This is a genomic window from Methanofollis sp. UBA420, from assembly GCF_002498315.1.
Lineage (GTDB): Archaea > Halobacteriota > Methanomicrobia > Methanomicrobiales > Methanofollaceae > Methanofollis.
In genome coordinates this window covers 219,636-241,516 of the sequence record NZ_DAGX01000007.1, presented here as the reverse complement: position 1 = coordinate 241,516, position 21,881 = coordinate 219,636, and the positions used below count along the sequence as shown (strand labels likewise).

The window sequence follows — 21,881 nt, the reverse complement described above, 5'->3', positions numbered from 1 at the left end:
TGCAACGGCTGACCAGTTATTATACACCCCGGTGAGCATACGAACCATCCGTCGAAAAACTGATGAGACGATGATCCGCATGGCCGGGACGAACAGCGACCGCACAGCCGAACCGGAGAGCATCATCCGGATCGAGCACCTATCCAAGGTCTTCAGGGACGGGAATCACACGGTGAAGGCGGTGGACGACGTCTCCTTCGAGGTGCGGAAAGGGGAGATCTTAGGCCTTCTTGGTCCGAACGGCGCCGGAAAAAGCACGATCATCCGCATCCTCACCACCCTTCTGCGGCCCACCTCGGGGAAGGTGTTCATCGGCCCCTACGACGTCGCCCGCCAGCAGGAGGAGATCCGCCGTATGATCGGGGTCTGCCCCCAGACCAGCACGCTCGACCTCGAACTCACCGCCTACGACAACCTGGACTTCTACGGCAACCTGCAGGAAGTCGATCCGCACATCCTCGATGCCAGGATCAGGGAACTCCTCGACATGGTCGACCTTACCGACCGTGCCCATGCGCCGGTGCAGACGTTCTCCGGCGGGATGAGGCGGAAACTGGAGATCGTGCGGGCTTTCATCCACAAACCCCTCATCCTCTTCCTGGACGAACCGACGATCGGTCTCGATCCCGAGTCCCGTCGGGAGGTGTGGCGTCAGGTGACGGCCCTGAACAGGGAGGAGACGACGATCATCCTGACCACGCACTACATGGACGAGGCGGAGAAACTCTGCGACCGCATCGCCTTCGTGGACAAGGGGCGTCTCCTCCGCCTCGACACCACCGAGAACCTCAAACATTCCCTTCCCTCCGGGGACGTCATCGAGATCGGGGTCGAGACGGTGGACGAGGAGACCCTCGCGGCGCTGCGGGCGGACCGTCGCCTCACCTCGGTGGAGGCGAGGGAGCACACGCTCATCATCTCGGCCGAGAACGGGAGCCGCGTCCTGCCCTCCATCGTCGAGGTGTTCGAGAAGCACGCCCTCCCCATGACGTCGATCGCCATCCGCTCCCCCTCGATCGAGGACGTCTTCATCTACCTCACGGGAACACGGCTGGACGGGGGGAGGGGTCGTCCGTGATGCGGGGGGCCGTCGCGATCTTCAGGCGGGACTTCAAGAAGTTCCTGGGGAACCCGGCCATCATTGTGATGACCCTCTTCATGCCCATCATGTACCTCATCATCTTCGGGAACGCCATGGGCGGGACGATCACCCACATCCCCATCGGCGTGGCGCAGGAGGTGCCCTTCGAGAACGAGACGCACCTCTACCTCTCGGCCGTCGACGGTCTCGGCCACTTCCACAGCGGGGACAACCCCCCCATGTTCGACGTCACGGCCTACTCAGGGGAAGAGACGGCAAAGGCGGCTTTTGCCGACGGAAAAGTGATGGCCGTGGCGATATTTCCCTCAGGGGTCTCGACCGACCGCCCAGTCCGCCTCTATCTCGACAGCTCCGAGTATATGATCCCCGACCTGATCCAGTCGGGGGTGAGCAGCGTCATAGCGCAGTCAGGGGCGAACAACTCGCTGCAGGTCTCGAAGATCTACGGCGACATCAAGTATATCCAGTTCTTCGGGGTCGGGGTCATCGTCATGGCCATCTTCATGACCACGATGATGGGCGGCGGGATCAGCATGATCCGCGACCGGGAGAACGGGATCATCGAGGGCTACCTGGTCACGCCGGTGAAGCGTTCGAGCATCATCTTCGGGATCATCGCGAGCGGGACCGTCAAGGCGTTCATGGCGGGCTTCATCATCTTCATGGTCGACATCTTCGTCGCAGGTGTCGTGGTCGACAGCATCGAGACCTTTCTCATGGTCCTCGTCGTCCTCTTCATCATCAGCATCGGGATTACGAGCCTGGTGATCTCGTTCAGTTCGCGGTTCTCTACCCAGCAGGAGTATGCCTCGGTCGTAGCGTTCCTGAACCTCATCCTGTTCATGACCAGCGGGGCGTTCTACCCGGTGCTCGGCATGCCCGACTGGCTCAGCTGGATTGCCGCGATCAACCCGGAGTATTATGCGATCCACGCCCTGCAGAGCCTGATCCTGCGGGGGCAGGTAAACCTCATCGGCCTGGACCTCCTGGCGCTCATCGTCTTCTCCGGGATCGCCATCGCCCTCGGGATCACGACCTACCGCCGGACGCTGGAGTGAGGGGGAAAATATGTCTGTATAGGTTATTGACGGGCAAAATTCGGGCCGTCGTGATCGCTCGCATTTATCCACGGCGTATCGCCCCGGAGGGTTTCAACGAAGACCGGATAACTTCAGACTCGCCGGGTCAGGATGCACTGAGAGAGTTTCAGAACAATCAGGCTATTACCCGGAAGAAAGAGACACTACGCTATGCATGGAAGATTCTTCACGGCCGTCTGCGCCCCGGCAGTGATCATCGCTTTGATTTTGTGTGCAGTCCCCGTATCGGCAGATCCCGGCTGGATGACGAAAGGAGTATCTGAAAATACGACCGATGCACTGGGAGGGAAAATTTCTGGAGACTTCATCCTCTACCTCGGAGGGGCGGAGGGGCTCGATCAGTCTCAGAACAGGATATACCTCTATGCGATACGGACCGGCGACCAGAAGATCGTCGGCAGCCCATCCGCAAACATGACGGTGACAGGGCCGGAGATCTCCGGGGAGTACGCAGTATGGTTCGAAACTCCCATAACGGACTTCGATCCGAACAAAACCAGCACTGCGCCGAACCGGGTGTACCTTTATTCGCTCCTGAACGATTCTGCTGACATCCTTGATACTCCGGGCACCGCAGAGTGGCCGAAGATCGACGGCGGGCAGGTCATCTGGATGAACGAATCCGACGATTCGTTCAACGTCCGGATCTCCCTGTACGACATCGGCACGGGGAAGAGCGAACAGGTCTGCGAACTGCCGATCATCGATCCCGCCGGTGCCCTCTTCGACGGCGATCATATCGCATACCGGGCTGACGAGGGTCTCTTCCTGTATTCTCTCGAAAACAAAGCAAACACAACAGTATTTCGCAATGTATTCGGGAACGAATCCGGATCGAACGTCGGAGAGTATGCGATGGGCGGCGATTACCTGATCTACCTCAAACACAGCGCCAACTTCGAGGGCCCGGATAAGGGGAGGTTCGATGAACCCTATCTCCATAGCATCTCGACGGGAAAGACGAAACGTCTCGACCCGAAGACCGGGGCTTTTTCGGAATCATCGCAACCAACGGCCAAAGCCGAAAAGAATCTGGAAATTTCCTCACCGTTCACCGACGGGGAACAAATCGGGTGGATTTATTCGGAGAATTCGCCTGACTCAACAATTGTTCTCTGTGATCCGAAGACCGGAGCGGTTGAAAAAATATCGGTGGACGGCCTGGCCAACGATGTATCCATGGAAGGCGACCGCATGACCTGGGTTGAGACACACTTTCCGTCGTTCCACGGAGAACTCATCTATGCGCATGAGGACGCCGGCACTACGGAAACGACGCCCGTGTCCACGCCGGGGTTCTCGGCAGGTATCGGCATCGCCGCCCTGCTGACCGCACTGGTGCTGCTGGTCGGAAAGAAAAAGTAAAAGCCCTTCCGTCCGGCAGCATCCGGCGGCCAGGACACACAGGATGCCGTCGAACAGTCGGCAGAGGTCGCACCGGGGGATGAATTTTATCTGGCCCGCACCTGATCTGGGGCGGGCTCTCACATCCTGATACGCCAGGTACGGGGGGGATGGGGGGAGGAATATCCCCATACATACAGAGTGTTAGAATATAACGCGGGGCGCCTCGGCCTCCCGCATGTTGTACTCCATCGTCCAGAGAGATGCCTCGCCGTGGGCGACGCGGAAGACGGCAAGCGTGGGATCATCTGCACCGGAGATGCCGATCTGGAGAAGCCACGGGCGCTCTTTGACGAGCCGCTCTTTCAGGGTCGCATCTTCGAGGAAATCGGCCTCTCCTGCGACCCGTAGCATCGTTCCCGTAGCATCGGCGGGCGCATAGAAGCAGAGCTCGATCTTCGGGTTCTTCGTAAGCTGCTGCCAGATCTTTTTCGGAGTTCCGGTATGATAGTAAAACCCGCTCTCATCGGCAAACCACATGGCAAACGCCCGGACCCTGGGCTGGTCGCCGTCCATGGTTGCAATATACGTCACCGGATTTTCATTTGCAAATTTCACGCAGTCGGAAAAGTCCATTCTTCTCCCTCGTACAGCCATACGAAGGTTCCGGCAAAAAATGTTTGCAGACATTATCTCTGCCGGTTGAGATCATCTCAGATTAACTCCAGGACAGGGTCAAAAGAAAGCAGGCAGAGCGTGCGCACGAAAAAGGAGGGGAGAATGTATCAACGGACATTTTCAATCTATTTTCAGAAATAGTGTGGCGTTGGCCCAGTAGAAATCCTCTGGATGGCCATCTCTGCGGGGGGCTGGCCGCCCCCCGATCCCCCCGCATCAGGATAGGACCGGGGCCGGCAACTCCCCTTCATGTTCGTTGATTTTGCCTTCCTAACCCTATCGCAATTCCGGGGGTCCGGGGGCAGAGCCCCCGGCGCGAAGATGGAGGAAGGCGGTTGGGTCACGTTCGTAACCAAAAATGGTGAGGGATTCTACAAAGCCATGGCGTCAATCATAGTCCTCTCTGAGAGCGATCTGATCGGCATGTCCGAGAACATAGGGATAGGATTTTTCCATACACGTACGATCAGTCCAACTCGAATCGTTGCTTTCTAAGCGATACCCCCACGTACCAGCCGGTGCACTGTGCGGATACCACCCATATTCACCGGTATCATATTCGTCCCATTTGAAGATCACATCCGTTTTATACGCATCATTGTGAGCGTCATAGTCCAGAATTACCTCTGCAACGTTTGAATCCTGCTCATAAGATATCACATCCCCTATCGCGTACGCAGGTTCCTGCAAAGGTGCGGAAGTAGCGGGGGGTGTCGTTGTAGACGGCGTGGTGGATGTCGTTGTAGACGGCGTATTACCCGGTTGAACTCCTAGAGACGAAGATGGTTCTGGTTCGGAGTACACGACTTCGGCGTTATCCGCAAAAGCAACCCTCAAAACGTCCCACCCATCAGAGAGATCATCGGGATTCACAGAAAGACGAATCTTAACGGTTTCTCCAGGCCCTAACGCATCGACAAAATCCCGGTCCAGCATTAAATCCTCATTCTGAGAGTCATTCAGCGCCACAGTCTTTAAAATCTCAGTACTCTCCAGCGCAGAAGAGACATCAGATTCGGGCAGAGTTATCACAGCAACGACAATGTTATGTGCCGTGATAGATCCGGTGTTCTTGACGGTCATGTACGTATCAATGGAAGAGATGCTTTGATTTTCAGCACCAACATCGAGTATTTGCAGGTGCGTATCACCTTCGCTGAGAGATGAATCGGTGCATCCTCCCGTTAAAACAACCGCGATGAGAGAAACAAATACCAGAACCAATGAATGTATTTTCATATCCATTTTAAAAGGCCTCGTTATCTAAAAAGACACAGAAACGTGCGACATTCTGAAGGATAAGTATTTTGATATGGGATTCGTGAAATATAGACATTAAAGAGTGCCGCAGAAAATTGTGTATGAAAAAAGACCTATTTTTAAGATAAAATCTTTTTCAAACACGGCTTCACGATTTTAAAGATTAAATGGGCCGGACATTTCTGGTTAAACAAAATTTAAACGAAAACCTGATCTCCATGAATCAGTGACTTCTGGCGAGTTCACACCAGATTCTCTTTCAAATCTCCCTGATCCCCACCTCAACGCACAATATACTTATTCGGGCACTTCAATCAGATAGTGTGGCATTTATGGGAATCTGCCCGTTACTAAAATCCGAATGCCTCAAAAAAGAGTGCGAGTGGTGGGAATCGGTAGACAAGAAATGTGCCATCTTGCTCCTGGCTTATACAACTGATATTGGGGATGTGTTGGAGAAACTTGAAACGCGGTAAACCACCTCATATCTGAAGTGGCTTTTCCAGCACAATCCCCTGCCAAAGGACTCTAAGAGACGACCCAACATAGATTTAAACCATATTTCCCGAATTTATTGCTCTAGATGTACCTTACATAGATTTTGTAGAAATCATTATACTTCGGTCAATCTACCCTCGCAAACTTATGAAATGAGCCCAAGTGCATCAGGAGGATCTCAAGAGGGAGACAGAAAAACACAATGGATTTTTAGACGGATATTCTTGGGTGAGTATCCCTCCCTACCTTTGGCATCAATTCGTGTTTAAAAAATTATTGACAATTCTTACAGACCCTCGTCTTTCGAAATAATCCTGATGTAGTAATACACTGCGAGCAGGCCGCTGTCCCACACCTGTCGCAGATCTGGGTATGATCTGACCCGTATGTTCTGTTGCAGATCGGGCACTCAACCTCGCAGTCAGAGCAGAGCGGCATATTGCATACCGAACAGATCGTACTGGCGTGCTCTTTACAGAATGTCTTGCCGCAGGAACTGCAGGTCGAAGCATGTTCGTTACAGACCCATTTCCCGCAGACGGGGCATTGTGTAATGTGCTCACTACAACAGGCTTTTCCGCACACCTCACAAACGGCGACGGCCTCTTTCTTGATGTTAATGACACCGAACTTGAAATGCTGAGGGCAATAGCGAATGGTGTTTTCAAGGACTGTTCCAGAGTGGGCAAACACTTCTTTCGTATAAATCGTGCCGAATGCGTTGAAATGAACGGCCCATTTGGGAACGGAAACCATTTCACTTTTGAAGAGTTTTACATCGCCTCTTCTCGGGATGAACTTCCGGCGTTTGCTATCCAGAATGGTATCCCCCTTTGAAGGAGTGTACGTTATATCGCTCGTATTCTTCGCCGTGATATATTCTATGGCAGCTCTTTCGACCGTCCGCTTGGTGATTTCGGGTTTCAGTTCGGTGATCTGATAATCCGAACCGATCGTAATGGAATATTCAGGTGAGGGGGAATTATTCAATACTTCATTGAATGTCTGGAGTGTTTGAGCGTTATCAGTGCTCTGCTTCGAGGTACTCAGCGAGTTAAAAATCGAGCCTCCCTTCTCTGCCTGCCTGTTGAGCACCTTGCCGTCCAGAAGATCGATCACGACGATGCCGTCATCGGAAAACTTGTGGAGTTTCTTGGTGGGATCGTAGACCTGGGCTTTGAAACTGTAGGGAATTTTTATATATGGATGGAAGGTGAGCGTAGCATCGCTCACCTCAATCAGATTATTGTTCTTTAGCGGTAGTGTCGTTACAGTGAGATAGTCTGATATTATGGATAGAGCGAATTTTAAATTCAGTTTTTCTCCTCTCCGACTGACCCTGCCGGCAGAGACAGCAAACCACTTTTCCTTGATGTCTTCGTGACTGAAGATCTCAATATTCCTGCTCTCCGCAAAATTTTGAGCGTCGATGGTTAAGTCGTTGAAGGCGACAAAAACTCCCTGCCAGCCCTCGCCGAGGTCATCAAGTTTCTTGGAAAAGTCCCGAACTTCTTTTATGCCGACTGCGGATGTAAAATTCTTACATTCGATGGCAACCTGCTTTTTTCCTCTTCTGGCAATGACATCGATTTCGTTTGTATAACCCCCCTGTCCAGGCATTCTGACCCGTCTTTCAGTCTTGTAGCCCTCGGCCTGATAAATCGAGTCGACAATTTCTTCCAGTTTTGTTCCAAGCTCGTAGACATTCGCAGAAGGTGACCTGTCCTCTTCCGTGTATTCTTCCTCCGACCAATCGATAGGATCCGACCAATCGTCATCAGAGTGAGGAAGGGTTTGGGTTTTGGCAGTAGTGGGGGCTGATGCCTCTTGTGTTAATCTGGTGCCACATTCAGGGCAAAATTTTGCATTGGTGTTCGTTAGTGGCGTTCCGCATTCAGGACAAAACTTTGGCATAGTCATTCGCACAATCTGGCTTTACGTGTACATCCTTTAAGGTAACGAAAAGATCAGAGTGTCCATAATTAAAAATAGAAGTATATTTGTTAATTTTTGAAACAAAACAAATTCGGCCCTGTAAAACTCCTGTGTCGCAGCGCTGGCATGGAGGACAAAGCTCATCCTTACGATCTATGGGGGATCTCTCATGAAGAAGGAGGGGGGTGCCGATCCGGATTTTTCATCATTTTCGACTGTTTTCGACAGATTTTCACCGCCTGTCGAAAACAGGGGGGGGAGCGTGGTGACGGCGGATCAGGAATTACGGAGAGATCTAATGATCACTATATGTACATACGTACCTCTTTTCACCAGGTGGAAAGAGCACAGGGTGCAGGCGACCGCGAGGGTGATGGAGGTGTGGGTGAGTGTGATCCTCCGCCTGGTGAAAACGATTTTTCAAATCGGCGGAGAGGCGGCAAAATTAAAATATGCGGCCCGGATGCGCCCAGACTCATTTTCAACGCCGGTCGAAAGAGGTCGAAAAGGGGTGAAAGGGGTGCATCGGATCAACGGGGAAAAAAGAGCTGCGATTTTTCGGGCCGACGGGGTTCTCATAGGTGACGACCGAACCCATCGCACACTATAAATTGGAGGATGCACCATCCGAAATTAGCGATGAAACCCCTCACGCAGATCCGGCAGAACCTCCGCACCATCCGGGAACGCTACGGCGTGGCACGCATCGGGGTCTTCGGGTCTGTCGCACGGGAGGAGGACACCCCTGCAAGCGACATCGACATCCTGGTGGAGTTCCGGGAGGGGGAGGAGACATTCGACCACTTCATGGACCTCACGTTCTATCTAGAGGACCTCCTGGGGCGGCGGACAGACCTTGTCATTGCCGATACCCTCAAGCCCGGGATCCGGAACGTCGTCCTCGGCGAGGTCGTCTATGCCCGGGGACGGACTGCTCTATCTGGAGGATATCAGGGACGCAATCGCTGTCATCCGCTCCTATGTGGGAGATAGATCATTTGAAGATTTTGCGGACGATCCGATGTGCCTTGACGCCGTTGTGCTCAGGTTCATCACCATCGGCGAGGCGGTGAAACATATCCCCACCGATGTCACTGCCCGCCATTCGGAGATCGAGTGGCGAAAGATTTCCGGCCTCCGGGACATCAGCATTCATTCCTATTATTCGGTGAATCGCCCATGAAACGAAGTTTCAAGCGGTTCTTTGAAAACCACCACAGTGGTTTTCAGGGTAAACCGACGATTCTCCGGGACATCATCCAGACCAAACTCGGCCCGCGGGATGAGGCGATAGAGGCGATGGTCAGGGACGAAGAAGGATAGTCCCTCACCTCATCTCACACGACCCAAAAAAAGACTATACCCGCCTGATCCCCTCATTCACAATAACATAATCGAACGAGATATCGGTCGGGCGGGAGCGGTGCTTTTCGAGGACGACCCGCCTCTTGCTCTCCCTCTTCTCGATCCGCAGGATCGCCTTGGAAATGTGGCCGAGGGCCGTGCCCCCGAGGCCGAAGAAGGCGTCGGTGTCCACGTCCATGTACACCTGGTTCGTGATCAGCACCGGCACCTCGTACTTCTTCGCATAGCCGAGGAGGCGGACCATGTGCTGGGAGAGGACGCGGAGGGCGTCCTTCGTCGTCCCGAGTTCGGAGCGGTACAGGGCCGTCGCCGAGTCCATCACGATGAGGCCGACGTTCTTCGACCTGAGGAGGGCCTCGCACTCGTTTACCATGATGCCCTCCTGCACGAAGTCGACGGGTTCGTAGAGGTACAGGCGGTCGGCAAGGGCCGTCGCCTCCTCGCCCGCAATCTGCTCGAAGCGTTCGGCCGAGAAGCCCTCGGTGTCGATGTAGATGACAGACTCGCCGCCCTTCAGGCAGGAGACCGCCGTCATGACGGATATCGTGCTCTTGCCGCAGCCGGGCTCGCCGTAGATCTGCGTGATCGTCCGCCTCTCCAGGCCGCCGCCGAGGAGGGTGTCAAGGGGCTCGGAACCCGTGCTCAGTCTGGACAACTTCATTCCCTCTCCTCCAGGTCCTTCCATGCGGCGTCCTCGACGATCCGGGCCACCGTCCGCACGGGCACGCCTGCCGCAGAGGCAATCGCCCGCACCTCGTCGGACTCCGCCTTCACCGAGGAGACGACGTCGCCGATATACCCGACCTTCACCGTCACCTCGTGCCTCTCGCCTGCCACCGCGGCCGTCACCTGCATCAGCCGTCTCTCCAGCACGCTCCGGTGGACCGAGGGGATGCACCGCACCCCGAGGGTGCCGAGTTCCCTCGCCAGGATCAGGGTGAGGGGGGCCGCATCCGCGGGGCGGCAGACGACCCGCACCAGGTGGCCGGCCCGCCCCTTCTTCATCACCGCCGGCACGACGGAGACGTCCCTTGCCCCGGCCGCAAAGAGGAGGTCCATGCAGTGGCCGAGCACCTCGCCGGTGACATCGTCCACATTCGTCTCCAGGATATCCACCTCGTCGGCGCCGGAGACTCCCTCACGCTCCAGGAGCACAGCCCGCAGCACATTCGGCGTCCCCGCGGGGTCGCGGCTGCCGGCGCCGTAGCCGACGGCGGCGACCTGTGCCGCCCCGATCTGATCGGGCCGGAGGGTCGCGAACTCGGCCAGGAGTGCGGCACCCGTCGGCGTGCAGAGTTCGCCCTCGCCGCCTCCCACCGTCGCCGTCAGGGCCGAGGCCCTGAGAACCGCAAGGGTCGCCGGGGCCGGCACCGGCATCGTGCCGTGGGCCGCCACCACCGTACCCGCACCCAGGGCGACCGGGAGAACGGCGACGCCGTCGACGCCGAGGGTTTCCAGGGCCGTGCACGCCCCGATCACGTCGGCGATCGCGTCGTCGGCCCCGACCTCGTGGAAGTGCGGCGCATGCCCGTGGACGCTCTCCTCGGCAGCGGCGATCCGGCCGAAGACCCGTTTCGCCCGTTCGATCGCCGCGGGCGGAGCATCGGCCGTCTCCACCCGCGCAATAACCCCGGCAAGGTCCCGGTGGGCCGGGCCTGCATGGGTGACGACCCTGACCGCACCGATGCCGCACCGCTCCACCCGGGAAAAGGCAGGGTCGGCCACCACCGAGGCCATCGCCGCCCTCACCTGCGCCTCGTCTGCGCCGAGGTCTAAGAGGGCCCCGATAGTCATGTCGCCGGCTGCGCCGTGAAAAGGATCGAGAAGGAGAATCCGCATACTGAAGCAGTACTTATAAATCCGGGCGTATATGATTGTAACGAATGCCGGAAATGTACCTTAAAGTGGACAGGGCATATCCTGAGGACCAGGGCGGGGGGAAGGCGCGCCTGGATCCCGACACCATGCTCCAGATGAGGCTCTCGCCCGGCGACCTCGTCGAGATCATCGGCAAACGCCGGACCGTCGCCAAGGTCTGGCGGGCAATGGTCTCCGACTGGCAGCAGGGGAAGATCAGGGTCGACAAGTTCACCAGGGAGAACGCCGGGATTGCGGTCGGCGACCGCATCCTTGTGCGAAAGGCAGAGCAGGAGATCGAGGCGCAGAGGGTCGTCCTCGCGCCTCCCGAGGACATGCCGCGGCAGGTCCCGATCAACTTCCAGAGCGTGGTCAACCACCTCATCGACTTCCCGGTGATCAAGAACGACACCGTCCCGATCCAGGCCGGGCTGCCCTTCATGCAGCCGCAGATCGTCGCGTTCAAGGCGGTGACCGTCGAGCCCGAGGAAGCGATCATCATCACCAAGAACACGAAGGTCGAGTTCTCGGAGAAACCGGTCGCGGGTTTCGACGGCGTAAGAAGGATCTCGTACGAGGACATCGGCGGCCTCAAGGACGAACTCCAGCGGGTGCGGGAGACGATCGAGCTTCCGATGCGCCACCCCGAACTCTTCAGGAAACTCGGGATCGACCCGCCGAAGGGCGTGCTCCTGTACGGCCCGCCGGGGACGGGGAAGACTCTCATCGCCAAGGCCGTCGCCTCGGAGTCGGGGGCGCACTTCATCTCCATCGCGGGGCCGGAAGTGATCTCGAAGTACTATGGCGAGTCCGAGCAGCGCCTGCGCGAGGTCTTCGAGGACGCACGGCAGAACGCCCCGTCGATCATCTTCATCGACGAACTCGACTCCATCGCCCCGAAGAGGGAGGACGTCACCGGAGAGGTGGAGAGGAGGGTCGTCGCCCAGTTGCTCACCATGATGGACGGCCTCGAAGAGAGGGGACAGGTCGTCGTCATCGGCGCCACGAACAGGCTCGACGCCATCGACCCGGCCCTGCGGCGGCCGGGACGCTTCGACAGGGAGATCGAGATCGGCGGGCCGAACGAGCATGACCGGACAGAGATCTTCAGGATCCATACCCGCGGCATGCCTCTCGCCGACGACGTCTCCATCACCGACCTCGCCAGGCAGACCCACGGTTTCGTGGGGGCCGACCTTGCGGCGCTCGCACGGGAAGGTGCGATCAGGGCGCTCAGGCGGTACATGCCCGAGATCGACCTCGAAGAAGAGGAGATCCCGCCGGAGATCCTGGAAAAGATGGAGGTGACAGCCTCTGACTTCAGGGAGGCGCTGCGCGACGTCTCCCCGAGCGCCATGCGCGAGGTGCTCCTCGAAGTCCCGCACATCACCTGGAACGACGTCGGCGGCCTGGAGTCGGAGAAAGAAGAGGTACGCGAGGCCGTCGAGTACCCGCTCACGAGCAGGGAGCGTTTCGACGACCTCGGCATCCAGCCGCCGCGGGGCGTCCTGCTGTACGGCCCGCCTGGGACGGGGAAGACCCTCATCGCGAGAGCCGTCGCCTCGGAGTCGGGAGCGAACTTCATCCCGGTGCGGGGCCCGCAGCTTCTCTCGAAGTGGGTCGGCGAGTCAGAACGCGCCGTGCGGGAGATCTTCAAGAAGGCCCGGCAGGTGGCGCCGTCGATCATCTTCTTCGACGAACTCGACGCCCTTGCCCCGGCACGGGGCGGCGGCGCCGAGACGCATGTGGTCGAGAGCGTCCTGAACCAGATCCTCACCGAGATGGACGGCCTGACAGGCCGGGGCGACGTCGTCGTGATGGGAGCGACGAACAGGCCGGACATCGTGGACCCGGCCCTCCTGCGGCCCGGCCGCTTCGACCGCCTCGTCTATATCGGGGCGCCCGACCGGAAGAGTCGGGCCAAGATCATGGACATCCACACCCGCACCATGCCGATCGAAGGCTCGGCCATGAACGAAGCGGTGGCGGCGACCGAGGGACTCGACGGCGCCGGGATCGAGGACATCCTCGCGTCGTTCACGTCAGGGGCCCCAATCGGCATCGACACCTTCAGGGACGCGGCCGCGAAGGCACAGAAGGGCCAGGGCGACCCACTCGGTGCGGGAGCACGGCGGCGGATGATCGTCGACCTCCTCGCGCTCAGGCGGATCACCCTCGAAGACCCGGGCAGGACCGCCCTTATCGACGCGATTGCCGGGACGACCGACGGGTACGTGGGCTCTGACCTGGAGTCGCTCTGCCGCGAGGCCGGGATGTTTGCGATGCGGGAGAAGACCGGCACCGTCACGAAAAAGCACCTGGAGACGGCGGCGAAGAAGGTGCACCCGACGATGAACGAGCGCCTCGTCGATTACTACCAGAGGATCCGCGGCTTCTTCAAAGGCGGCCTGCCCGAGAAGGTCCAGCCGCCCGAGTACCAGTAGGGAAACCTACACCACCTTTTTTTCGGCGACGGCCCCCAATGGGCCCGCATATATAGGAGAATGCACATACATATTCATCGAAGCAATTATATGGATATCAGGTGCCACGAATGCCAAATATCACCACATTTCTTGATGTAAACGCCCGGTACTGTTCCGGCCCCGCCTTTATCTTTGCGAAGGACGGCCGGACGTACACCTTCAGGGAGATGCGGGAGGCCGCCTGCCGCCTTGCCGGCGGCCTCTCCGCTCTCGGCATAAAAAAAGGCGACCGTGTCTGTATCTACCTCGACACTTCGCCCGAATATCTCCTCTCGTACCTTGCGATCTGGCGGATCGGCGCCGTCGCCGTCCCGACGAACGCGGTCTATCATGCAGACGAGGTGAGGTACGCCCTCGCCGACTCCGGGGCCGCGGCCGTGATCACCGACACCGCCGGCGCTCCCACCGTGCGGGCGGTCAGGGACGACTGCCCTGACCTCGACCACGTCTGCATCGTCGGCGCCGCGGGAGAGGGCGAGACGGCATGGGACGACCTCCTCCGCGCTGACCCCCTGGAGAGGGCGGTCGACTGCTCCTTCGACGACCTCTGCCAGCTCCAGTACACCTCGGGGACGACCGGGCGCCCGAAAGGGGCGATGCTCACCCAGGGCAACTGGATGTCCGCCCTTGCGACAGAGCGCGAGGTCCTCGACCTGCGGGAAGGGGACGTCTACCTCGGCATCTACCCGATGGGCCATGTCGGCCTCTCCTGGGGGCTCTCCGTCCTGAAGGCCGGAGGAACCTGTGTCTGCATGGACCGCTACGACCCGGAGGCGTACGTGCGCCTCGCGGCCGAACACCGGGTGACGGTGCTCTCGGCAATGCCGCCGGTGATCCACACCCTCATCCGCTCGAAACCCGGGACAGAGGAGGCGCTGAAGCAGGTCAGGTGCATCATCTCCGGCGGAGGGCCCCTCCTGCCGGTGATATGGGCAGAGTTCGACAGGCGTTTCGGCATCCCGGTGGTGAACGCCTACGGCCTCTCCGAGACGATCGTCGTCGGGTCGGCGACCGCGGTCATCCCGGCCCACTACTCTCTTCACAAGGGGTACCTGAGCGTCGGGGCGCCGGTCGGGTATGCCGAGGCGAGGATCGTCGCCGCGGACGACCCCGGCCGCGACCTCCCTGCCGGCGAGGTCGGCGAGGTCGCCCTGCGGGGGCCGGCGGTCGCGAAGGGCTACTGGGGCATGCCCGAGGCGACGGAGCGGGCCTTCCTCCCGGAAGGCTGGTTCCTGACCGGCGACCTCGGCTACCTTGACGAAGACGGCGTCCTCTTCGTCACCGACCGGAAGAAGGACATGATCATCATGTCTGGCTGGAAGATCTACCCGACAGAGGTGGAGAACGTCATCGTCGAGCACCCGAAGGTCGCCGACGTCGCGATCTTCGCGAGGCCGGACGAGAGGCGGGGCGAGATCCCGGTGGCGGCCGTCGTCTTCAACCCCGGAGAGGGGATGACGCTCGACGACCTGACGATCTACTGCCAGGAGAGACTTGCCGGCTACAAGGTGCCCCGCGACATGGTCGTCCTCGACCACCTCCCCCGGGTGAGCGGCTGGAAACTCCTCAGGCGGACTCTCAGGGAAATGTATCCCGCATCATCGGGGAACTGACCCCCCGGACACCTTATTTTCGTCCCGTTTATATCAAGGATGCCAATTTGAACCTTTGGGAAGGTTTATGTACGCAGATATCCATGTGATCTGCCGGAGAGTATATTGGACAGGGAAAAGCAGCGTTCAACCGGTCTTGTCGGTCTCGACCTGGTTCTGGAGGGGGGGATACCGAAGGGAACGGTGATCATCGTCGCAGGCACACCCACAAATGGACTCGACCTTTTCGCCCGTCAGTTCTGGAAGGGAGACCCTGACAACCCCGAGGAGGGGACATACCTGATGCTCGACGGGAAGATCGAGGAGGGGATGACCGACGCGCGGGAGATACCGCCCGACCAGTACCCCGCACATATGCACGGCCAGCGGATCGTCATCGACTCTCTCTCAAGCATCATCCTCAGGCACGGCATCGACGATGCCGTCGACCTCGTGACCCGCGGGCTGCGGGAGAAGGTGGCGGAGGGGGCGAACGTGGCGCTCATCATGTACCTCGGCATCCACCGGAAGGCAGACGAGAACAAGCTGATCAGGTCGGTTGACGGCTACATCGAACTCAAACAGGGAATCGAGGGCTCCGAGGTGGAAAGGATGCTCGGCGTCTTCAAGATGGTCGGGGTAGAACTCCCCAGGCAACTCGTCCCATACAATATCACCGCCGATGGACTCGAACTCTCGACGACAAAGAGAGTCGTCTGATCTTTTTCAATCGCTCACGATACTTTTTTCTGAGAGATTTTTGCAGACCCGGAGGAGGGTGTTCCGGGGGCGGCAATCCTCCGGAGAAGGTGCAGATCAACCGCCTTCCCCATAACCTGAACCGGGGGGGCGGTAGCCCCCCGGTCCCCCAACCTAAAGATTGGTCCCGGGAAGAGCGAACAGGACATCCAGAGGAGGGAGGTTGCCATATACCCGCCTATCCTGAGCGGGGAACGAGCATCAGCGAGTTCGAGAAGACGAAGTCTTCGAGGGCCGGGGGCAACGAGCGATAGCGAGTTCAAGAAAATCTTTGATTTTCGGCGTAGTCCCCCGGCGCGATACACCGATCAACCGCCTTCCCCACAATCTGAACCAGGGGCACCTCGAAAACCTACATTTCACGGAAAATGCAGAGCATTTTCCTTCACCGGGAATCTTCGATTCCCTGTATTCTCGAACTCGCTATCGCTCGTTGCCCCCAGACCCCCACTTGCGATTGGTCCCGGGAAGAGCGAACAGGAGATCCTGAAGAGAGGATTGTCATCAATCCCCTATTTTAAGGAGATACGATTGGAGTGAGGCGAGAGGCCCACTAGATCTTCGCTAAAAGTTTATGGAGATCCCGGATCAGAAAAAAAGTGAATCAGTATTCGGCCCTGAGGACCGCGGCGGCCTTCACCATCGCGGAGAGTTTCTCGTAGGCCACATCTCTCTCAAGCATCCGGAGGCCGCAGTCGGGGTCGATGAGCATGTTCTCGGCGCCGAAGACGTCGATACCCCGTTCGATCCTCTTCTCGATCGCTTCCATGCTCTCGACGCCGGGATCGGCGGAGGCGACGCAGCCGTAGCCGACCGGCCTCCCTTTCAGGTCCTTCGTCGAGAGGATTTCGAGGTTCTCCCTGTTCTCGGAGAACTCGAAGTCGAGGACAGAGACCTGGATCTTCAGGATGTCGTCGATCGCACTCTCGAGGTTCCCGCAGACATGGAGGCAGGAAGGGATGCGGAGCACCGAGGTGATCAGGTCCACCGCCTGCCTGCCGACGCCAAGGTCGGCGGCGCCGGTGGAAAAGATCGGTTCGTCGATCTGGATCATCGTCACGCCGGCGGCCTGGAGGGCCCGCGCCTCCGTGGCAAGGGCCTGCGCAAGGTCCAGAACCACCTCGTCCCGCCCCCTGTACGCCGGCGTCTCGATCCGCAGGCCATGGGCCAGTGTCGAGGGGCCGGTGATGATCCCCTTCACCTTCGGGTGCTTCGAGAGGGCATACTTCGTGTCCGCGACGGTGAGGGGTTTGTCAGGGGGCTCGATCCTGCCGATGACGCTCTGTCCCCTGATGCCGGGCAGACGGGAGACGAACGCCGTGATCATGTCGCCCCGCACCTGGCCGTCCGAGATGATATCGACGCCGGCGCGGACCTGGTCGGCAACCGCTGTCTCGACAGCCCCGTGCAGGGGGTCGAGGAGAGAGCGGAGCCCCCCGGCCTTGACGACCGGGTAACTCCCGACGACCGTGGTCGGCAGGACCTTCGAGATAAAGTTCATGGGACGACTCTGTGCCTATCACGCGGGAAGAGAACGGCCTCTCTGATGTTCTGGAGACCGAGCATCGTCATGATCAGCCGCTCCATGCCCATGCCCCAACCTGCGTGGGGTGGCATGCCGTACCTGAAGGGCTGGAGATAGAACTCGAAGCTCTCCGGGCTTAATCCTTTTGCCTTGATCTGGTCGACCAGGAGGTCGTACTGGTGGACGCGCTGGGCGCCCGAAGAGAGTTCCATACGCGGGTGCATCATGTCGAAGGCCTTGCAGATGGACGGGTCGTCCTCGTACGGCATCGCGTAGTACGGCCTGATCGCACTCGGCCAGTCCACGATGAAGTAGTGCTCGCCCATCTCCTCGCCGATCGCCCTCTCAGACGGTGTGGAGAGGTCGTCGCCGTAGGCGATCGGTTCGTCGATCTTCTTTGCCGCGATATCGATCGCATCGGCGTACGGGATGCGGGGGAAAGGCGCCTTCGGGACCTCGAACTCGACGCCGAGGTCGGCGAGAGCGTCGGAGCAGGTTTCCGCGACGGTGGCGTACTGGTGGGAGACAAGGTCTTCCAGGACCTTCATGACGTCGTTGTGGTCGGCGAACGAAACCTCGACATCGATGGACGTCGCCTCGTTGAGGTGCCTGACCGTGTTGTGCTCCTCGGCCCTGAAGATCGGCCCGATCTCGAAGACCTTCTCGAAACCGGCGGCCATCATCATCTGCTTGTAGAGCTGCGGGCTCTGGTTGAGGAAGGCCTCCTTCTCGAAGTAGGCGATCGGGAAGAGTTCTGTGCCGCCCTCGGTCGCCGCTGCGACGACCTTCGGGGAGGTGATATTGTAATAGCCGCGCTTCGAGAAGAACTCGTAGGTGGCGGCGGTGACCGCGCTCCTGATCTTGAAGATCGCGGCGACCCTGGGCTTCCGCACGTCGAGGAACCGGGCGTCGAGCCTGGTGTCGAGGTCGGCCGGCACCTTCTCGACGACGTCGAGGGGCAGGGGGCTCTCGCAGGGGGAGACGATCTCAAAGGTCTCGGGGGTGAGCTCGCGGCCGCCCGGCGCCTTCTCGATCGGCTTCACGGTCCCGCTGACGCGGACGATCGATTCGCGGGAGACAGCCTTCGCGGCCTGGAGAACGGCTTCGGATGCCTTCTTCTTGACGACAGTGACCTGGATGATCCCGGTCCGGTCGCGGATCAGGAAGAAGGTGAGCCCGCCAAGGTCCCGGATCTCGTGGACCCAGCCGGCAACCTCGGCACGCCCTGTTTCGGGAGTTACCTCGTTGATGGGAGTACGCATGTACAATCCTGTACCTATGGGGGGGGAAGGGATATGGGCTTTATGATAGGAGAAACGCGAACGACCGGCACCGGCCTGGAGATCGATCCCCTCCCGTCTCCGGAGATATTGCCGCACATTTTCCGACATCACCCAGCCCCGGTCGAGTTCGGTGATGATGCCATTGACCCGGGTGCATTGCTCCACGATCTTCGCGGCGACAGGGTCGTCGATCATGCAGGCAAGACCGACGATCACCTGGAGAGGGTTTCTGATATGGTCGCCGAGAACGGCAAACTGCTCGATGTTCTGCTCGAGCTGTTCATAGGCCCGGCGCCTCATCTCCTCCATCGCCTTCAGGCCGGTGATGTCCTGGCAGACGAACATCAGGCAGAGGGGCCGGCCGTCGTCGTCGGGCACCGCGGACCCGGAGACCCGGAGGTCGAAGACCGTTCCCTCCCGCCTCCGGGCCTTCGTCTCCGTCCGGAACGCCTGGCTGGTCCAGAGTGCCTGCCACATCCCCGGCCCCCCGTCGCTCATCTCAAGGAGACCCTCGATCCTGGTGCCCTTCAGGTCGGCGGCATCGGAAAAGCCGAACATCCGTCCGAAGGCTTCGTTCGCATAGATCACTCCGCCGTCCGGGTCCACGATCAGAATACCGTCCGAAGAAGACCTGATAGCACTCTCCTTGATCCTGAGGTCTTTCTCGGCCTCCCGTCTCCCGGTGATGTCCCGGGCAACGGCGACGATGTAGAATTCGTCTCCAAAATGGACGGCATGTAGCGTCGCCTCCACCGGCACGGTCCCGCCGATCGCCTTCCGGAGGGAGAGCACGATCGTGTGCAGGGCGTCCCGGTCCCTCGCGGAGCCAGCGATGAAGGGGAGGAAACGAGGGCGCTCCGAGGGGACGATCAGGTCGATAAAAGGTCTGCCGACGACGCCCGCCTGCAGGTACCCGAAGTGATCCCAGGCCGGGCGGTTCGCGTCGACCACCACGCCCGACCGCACGTCGATGAGATAGACCGCATCGTGACTTTCGTCGAGAAGGGCCCGGAAACGCTCAAGGTCGGCCATCTGCTTCTGGAGTTCGGGATAATAACTTTTATGAATGGACGTCTCGCCAAACCCGATGATCCGGTCTCGCAGGTCGTCCCAGTCGCCGGGTTCAGAAGGCTGCTTCATAGACCTCCGCGATCTCGTCTTCTTTCGGCCGCCTCGGGTTGGTCACCATGCAGGGGTCGGCCATCGCCCTCCTGGCCAGAAGAGGTATCTCGGCGAGCGTGGCGCCTGTCTCGCGGAGGGTGCCGCGGATGCCGAGCGAAGACCTGAATTCGTGGATACGTTCAGAAAGTGTGTGCGTGTCGCCCTCGCCGGAAGGCCCCATGATCCTCTCGATGTCCCCGTACCGGTCCGCGGCCGCAGGATAGTTGTAGGCGACGACGTGCTCAAGGAGGAGTGCGTTTGCAAGGCCGTGGGAGAAGTCGTGAAGGCTGCCGACGGCATGGGCCATGGCGTGGACCGCCCCGACGCTTGCATTGGAGAAGGCAAGTCCTGCATGAAGGGATGCGAGCATCGTCATGGAGCGTGCGTCGAGGTCGGCAGGGCGAGCGGCAGCGACAGGGAGAGACCGGACGACGAGGTCGACCGCAGTGCGGGCATGAAGGTCGGTCATGGCAGAACTCGCGTTCGAGACATAGGCCTCGATCGCGTGGCTCAGGGTGTCCATACCCGAGGCGACCGTCACCTCCCGCGGCTGGGTGACAAGGGGGAGAGGGTCGAGAAGAGAGATGTCGGGGACAACAGCCTTGCTGATGATGGCCGCCTTCCGCCGTGCACGCTCGTCGGTGATGATCGCAAACTGGGAGACGTCGGCGGCACTGCCTGCCGTCGTCGGGACGCAGATGAGGGGCGGGCCCGGTAGCGGCACGCGGTCCACGCCCTCGAATGTCAGGATATGGTCCTGGTTGGAGGATACGACCCCGATCCCTTTGGCGCAGTCTATTGCGCTTCCCCCGCCCACGGCCAGGATCCCCCGGCACCCGGCGTCGGCATAGACGCCGGCGCCGGCCATCACCTCGCCCGACCGTGGGTTCGAGGAGACGTCGGAGTACAGAGTCCATGCGATCGCCGCGTCGTCGAGGCCCGTGCATATCTCCTCGAACCACGGCATGGTGCGGACAAACGGATCGGTGACGAGCAGGATATGCCTGATGCCGAAGTTCAGTGCGTACCGACCGGCAAGGCGCATCGCCCCTTCTCCAAAAACAAACTCAGGAGCAAAGAACTTTCTCAACACACGGCAGTCGTCCACAGTATCGCACACCTACAGGACAGAGAGATAATGGATGATACTGGTTCAGGAAGTACAAAAACATGCCCATTTCTATAAGGGGGAGATGGTGCTTCAGATTTCTCCCTGCCTCTCCGGCGGGGATCGGTCTGGAAACGGCTTAATAAAAGCGGAGACGATAGATGGATATGCAGAGGAGAGACCTTCTCGCCTGTTGCGTTCTTGTCCTGTCGCTTCTCGCCTGCGGGTGCACAGGACCGGGCGGCGACGAGGCGCAGCCGACCCCGGCACCGACCCCCACGCCGACGCCCCCCATTCAGGCGGGGTCCGGTGTTCCCCAGCCGGTGCCGACGCCGCCGGGTGAGTGGGACGGAAAAAAGCCCTATGACGTGAAGTTCGTCGACCCGGCCACCTATCACATCACCCCCACCGTGACGGCGACCACCACCGTGGTGAAACAGCCGAACGACCTGCAGGTCGACAAGACGGCCCTGAAGGAGTACGCGAAGATCTCGCCCACGAAAGTGGAGAAGGTGATGACCACCGAGATCTATCACATCCCCTTCCCATACTGGGAGCTCGACTACACGGCCAACGCAAAAATCAAGGAGCTTGCACGGTTCGATCTCGAGGTCAGGGACGCGGAGGATCCGAACCGCCTTGTCGCCGAGGTCAACATGAATAGAGCAAATTTCTTGCAGCCCAAAAATAGCACCCTGGAGAATACGGCAAACTCAGGCACGATTCTCCTCAGGGAGGGGTTCCGGGACTATTATTTCGTGATCAAGACCGACCAGATCAGTTCCTTCTCTCTCGTGATCAAGGTGCCGGAGAAATACCTGGTATAGG

At 59.3% G+C, this 21,881-nt stretch carries 19 protein-coding genes and 1 pseudogene; 11 read left to right on the top strand and 9 right to left on the bottom strand.

Going from position 1 to position 21,881, the window contains the following annotated elements; all coding sequences use genetic code 11:
- The first annotated feature begins 70 nt into the window (after positions 1-70).
- The 3 genes from BP869_RS11270 (at position 71) to BP869_RS11260 (ending at position 3,567) form a co-directional block, all read left to right on the top strand.
- Positions 71-1,078: an ABC transporter ATP-binding protein gene (locus BP869_RS11270; RefSeq protein WP_342679734.1), complete on the top strand. Its 1,008-nt coding sequence runs from the start codon at positions 71-73 to the stop codon at positions 1,076-1,078.
- The gene (locus BP869_RS11265) at positions 1,078-2,160 is read left to right on the top strand and encodes an ABC transporter permease (protein ID WP_342679914.1); all 1,083 of its coding nucleotides are present in this window, start codon (positions 1,078-1,080) and stop codon (positions 2,158-2,160) included. The genes BP869_RS11270 and BP869_RS11265 overlap by 1 nt, the downstream gene beginning before the upstream one ends.
- A gap of 462 nt (positions 2,161-2,622) precedes the next feature.
- Positions 2,623-3,567, top strand: coding sequence for a hypothetical protein (locus BP869_RS11260; protein ID WP_342679732.1), 945 nt, complete (start codon positions 2,623-2,625; stop codon positions 3,565-3,567).
- A gap of 183 nt (positions 3,568-3,750) precedes the next feature.
- Here the strand turns inward: BP869_RS11260 and BP869_RS11255 are convergent, their stop codons facing one another.
- The 3 genes from BP869_RS11255 to BP869_RS11245 all read right to left on the bottom strand — a co-directional run bounded on the left by BP869_RS11255 (position 3,751) and on the right by BP869_RS11245 (position 7,902).
- A complete protein-coding gene (locus tag BP869_RS11255) occupies positions 3,751-4,182 on the bottom strand; it encodes a pyridoxamine 5'-phosphate oxidase family protein (protein ID WP_342679730.1) in 432 nt (143 codons plus the stop codon).
- Positions 4,183-4,611: 429 nt separating this feature from the next.
- A complete protein-coding gene (locus BP869_RS11250) occupies positions 4,612-5,469 on the bottom strand; it encodes a hypothetical protein (protein ID WP_342679728.1) in 858 nt (285 codons plus the stop codon).
- A 786-nt stretch (positions 5,470-6,255) separates the two neighbouring features.
- Positions 6,256-7,902, bottom strand: a complete 1,647-nt coding sequence (locus BP869_RS11245) for a restriction endonuclease (protein WP_342679726.1) — start codon at positions 7,900-7,902, stop codon at positions 6,256-6,258.
- A gap of 184 nt (positions 7,903-8,086) precedes the next feature.
- On the opposite strand from BP869_RS11245, the gene BP869_RS11240 reads away from it, so the two are divergent.
- From BP869_RS11240 to BP869_RS11225, 4 genes are read left to right on the top strand one after another with little or no spacing between them, the layout of a single operon-like run.
- Positions 8,087-8,527: a hypothetical protein gene (locus BP869_RS11240; protein WP_342679724.1), complete on the top strand. Its 441-nt coding sequence runs from the start codon at positions 8,087-8,089 to the stop codon at positions 8,525-8,527.
- 29 nt (positions 8,528-8,556) lie between these two features.
- Entirely contained in the window at positions 8,557-8,910 is a 354-nt protein-coding gene (locus BP869_RS11235) for a nucleotidyltransferase family protein (RefSeq protein ID WP_342679723.1), read from the top strand.
- Positions 8,834-9,100, top strand: coding sequence for a DUF86 domain-containing protein (locus tag BP869_RS11820; protein ID WP_394339041.1), 267 nt, complete (start codon positions 8,834-8,836; stop codon positions 9,098-9,100). The genes BP869_RS11235 and BP869_RS11820 overlap by 77 nt, the downstream gene beginning before the upstream one ends.
- Positions 9,097-9,240, top strand: coding sequence for a hypothetical protein (locus tag BP869_RS11225; protein ID WP_342679719.1), 144 nt, complete (start codon positions 9,097-9,099; stop codon positions 9,238-9,240). The genes BP869_RS11820 and BP869_RS11225 overlap by 4 nt, the downstream gene beginning before the upstream one ends.
- Positions 9,241-9,274: 34 nt before the next feature.
- On the opposite strand, the gene radB is transcribed toward BP869_RS11225, so the two are convergent.
- Positions 9,275-9,943: a DNA repair and recombination protein RadB gene (gene radB, locus BP869_RS11220; protein ID WP_342679717.1), complete on the bottom strand. Its 669-nt coding sequence runs from the start codon at positions 9,941-9,943 to the stop codon at positions 9,275-9,277.
- Positions 9,940-11,121 (bottom strand): nickel pincer cofactor biosynthesis protein LarC, encoded by a 1,182-nt coding sequence (gene larC / locus BP869_RS11215; RefSeq protein WP_342679716.1) that lies wholly within the window; start codon positions 11,119-11,121, stop codon positions 9,940-9,942. Before larC ends, radB begins: the two co-directional genes overlap by 4 nt.
- Positions 11,122-11,165: 44 nt before the next feature.
- Here larC and BP869_RS11210 point away from each other — a divergent pair, with 44 nt between their 5' ends.
- The 3 genes from BP869_RS11210 to BP869_RS11200 all read left to right on the top strand — a co-directional run bounded on the left by BP869_RS11210 (position 11,166) and on the right by BP869_RS11200 (position 15,937).
- On the top strand, positions 11,166-13,583 hold the full coding sequence (locus tag BP869_RS11210; protein WP_342679714.1) for a CDC48 family AAA ATPase: 2,418 nt from the start codon (positions 11,166-11,168) through the stop codon (positions 13,581-13,583).
- 110 nt (positions 13,584-13,693) lie between these two features.
- A complete protein-coding gene (locus tag BP869_RS11205) occupies positions 13,694-15,238 on the top strand; it encodes a class I adenylate-forming enzyme family protein (RefSeq protein ID WP_342679712.1) in 1,545 nt (514 codons plus the stop codon).
- 105 nt (positions 15,239-15,343) lie between these two features.
- Positions 15,344-15,937 (top strand): RAD55 family ATPase, encoded by a 594-nt coding sequence (locus tag BP869_RS11200; protein ID WP_342679710.1) that lies wholly within the window; start codon positions 15,344-15,346, stop codon positions 15,935-15,937.
- A gap of 643 nt (positions 15,938-16,580) precedes the next feature.
- Here the strand turns inward: BP869_RS11200 and BP869_RS11195 are convergent.
- The 4 genes and pseudogenes from BP869_RS11195 to BP869_RS11180 form a co-directional block, all read right to left on the bottom strand.
- Complete coding sequence (locus BP869_RS11195) at positions 16,581-17,477, bottom strand: methionine synthase (protein ID WP_342679708.1); 897 nt, start codon at positions 17,475-17,477, stop codon at positions 16,581-16,583.
- Positions 17,474-18,763 (bottom strand): aspartate--tRNA(Asn) ligase, encoded by a 1,290-nt coding sequence (aspS, locus tag BP869_RS11190; protein ID WP_342679912.1) that lies wholly within the window; start codon positions 18,761-18,763, stop codon positions 17,474-17,476. The genes BP869_RS11195 and aspS overlap by 4 nt, the downstream gene beginning before the upstream one ends.
- Before the next feature lie 330 nt (positions 18,764-19,093).
- Positions 19,094-19,816 (bottom strand): annotated as a pseudogene (locus BP869_RS11185) (PAS domain-containing protein); the annotation flags it as partial.
- 91 nt (positions 19,817-19,907) lie between these two features.
- Positions 19,908-21,053, bottom strand: a complete 1,146-nt coding sequence (locus BP869_RS11180; protein WP_342679706.1) for an iron-containing alcohol dehydrogenase — start codon at positions 21,051-21,053, stop codon at positions 19,908-19,910.
- Between the two features lie 161 nt (positions 21,054-21,214).
- Here BP869_RS11180 and BP869_RS11175 point away from each other — a divergent pair, with 161 nt between their 5' ends.
- A complete protein-coding gene (locus BP869_RS11175; protein WP_342679704.1) occupies positions 21,215-21,880 on the top strand; it encodes a hypothetical protein in 666 nt (221 codons plus the stop codon).
- Position 21,881 lies beyond the last annotated feature (1 nt).

Bases quoted from the DNA above. Each gene is read 5' to 3' on its own strand.
- BP869_RS11250 (WP_342679728.1), bottom strand. From the start codon at position 5,469: ATGGATATGAAAATACATTCATTGGTTCTGGTATTTGTTTCTCTCATC.
- BP869_RS11820 (WP_394339041.1), top strand. From the start codon at position 8,834: ATGCCCGGGGACGGACTGCTCTATCTGGAGGATATCAGGGACGCAATC.
- BP869_RS11210 (WP_342679714.1), top strand. From the start codon at position 11,166: ATGCCGGAAATGTACCTTAAAGTGGACAGGGCATATCCTGAGGACCAG.
- BP869_RS11195 (WP_342679708.1), bottom strand. From the start codon at position 17,477: ATGAACTTTATCTCGAAGGTCCTGCCGACCACGGTCGTCGGGAGTTAC.
- BP869_RS11240 (WP_342679724.1), top strand. From the start codon at position 8,087: ATGAAGAAGGAGGGGGGTGCCGATCCGGATTTTTCATCATTTTCGACT.
- BP869_RS11270 (WP_342679734.1), top strand. From the start codon at position 71: ATGATCCGCATGGCCGGGACGAACAGCGACCGCACAGCCGAACCGGAG.
- aspS (WP_342679912.1), bottom strand. From the start codon at position 18,763: ATGCGTACTCCCATCAACGAGGTAACTCCCGAAACAGGGCGTGCCGAG.
- BP869_RS11265 (WP_342679914.1), top strand. From the start codon at position 1,078: ATGCGGGGGGCCGTCGCGATCTTCAGGCGGGACTTCAAGAAGTTCCTG.
- BP869_RS11235 (WP_342679723.1), top strand. From the start codon at position 8,557: ATGAAACCCCTCACGCAGATCCGGCAGAACCTCCGCACCATCCGGGAA.
- BP869_RS11245 (WP_342679726.1), bottom strand. From the start codon at position 7,902: ATGACTATGCCAAAGTTTTGTCCTGAATGCGGAACGCCACTAACGAAC.
- BP869_RS11175 (WP_342679704.1), top strand. From the start codon at position 21,215: ATGGATATGCAGAGGAGAGACCTTCTCGCCTGTTGCGTTCTTGTCCTG.
- larC (WP_342679716.1), bottom strand. From the start codon at position 11,121: ATGCGGATTCTCCTTCTCGATCCTTTTCACGGCGCAGCCGGCGACATG.
- BP869_RS11255 (WP_342679730.1), bottom strand. From the start codon at position 4,182: ATGGACTTTTCCGACTGCGTGAAATTTGCAAATGAAAATCCGGTGACG.
- BP869_RS11205 (WP_342679712.1), top strand. From the start codon at position 13,694: ATGCCAAATATCACCACATTTCTTGATGTAAACGCCCGGTACTGTTCC.
- radB (WP_342679717.1), bottom strand. From the start codon at position 9,943: ATGAAGTTGTCCAGACTGAGCACGGGTTCCGAGCCCCTTGACACCCTC.
- BP869_RS11225 (WP_342679719.1), top strand. From the start codon at position 9,097: ATGAAACGAAGTTTCAAGCGGTTCTTTGAAAACCACCACAGTGGTTTT.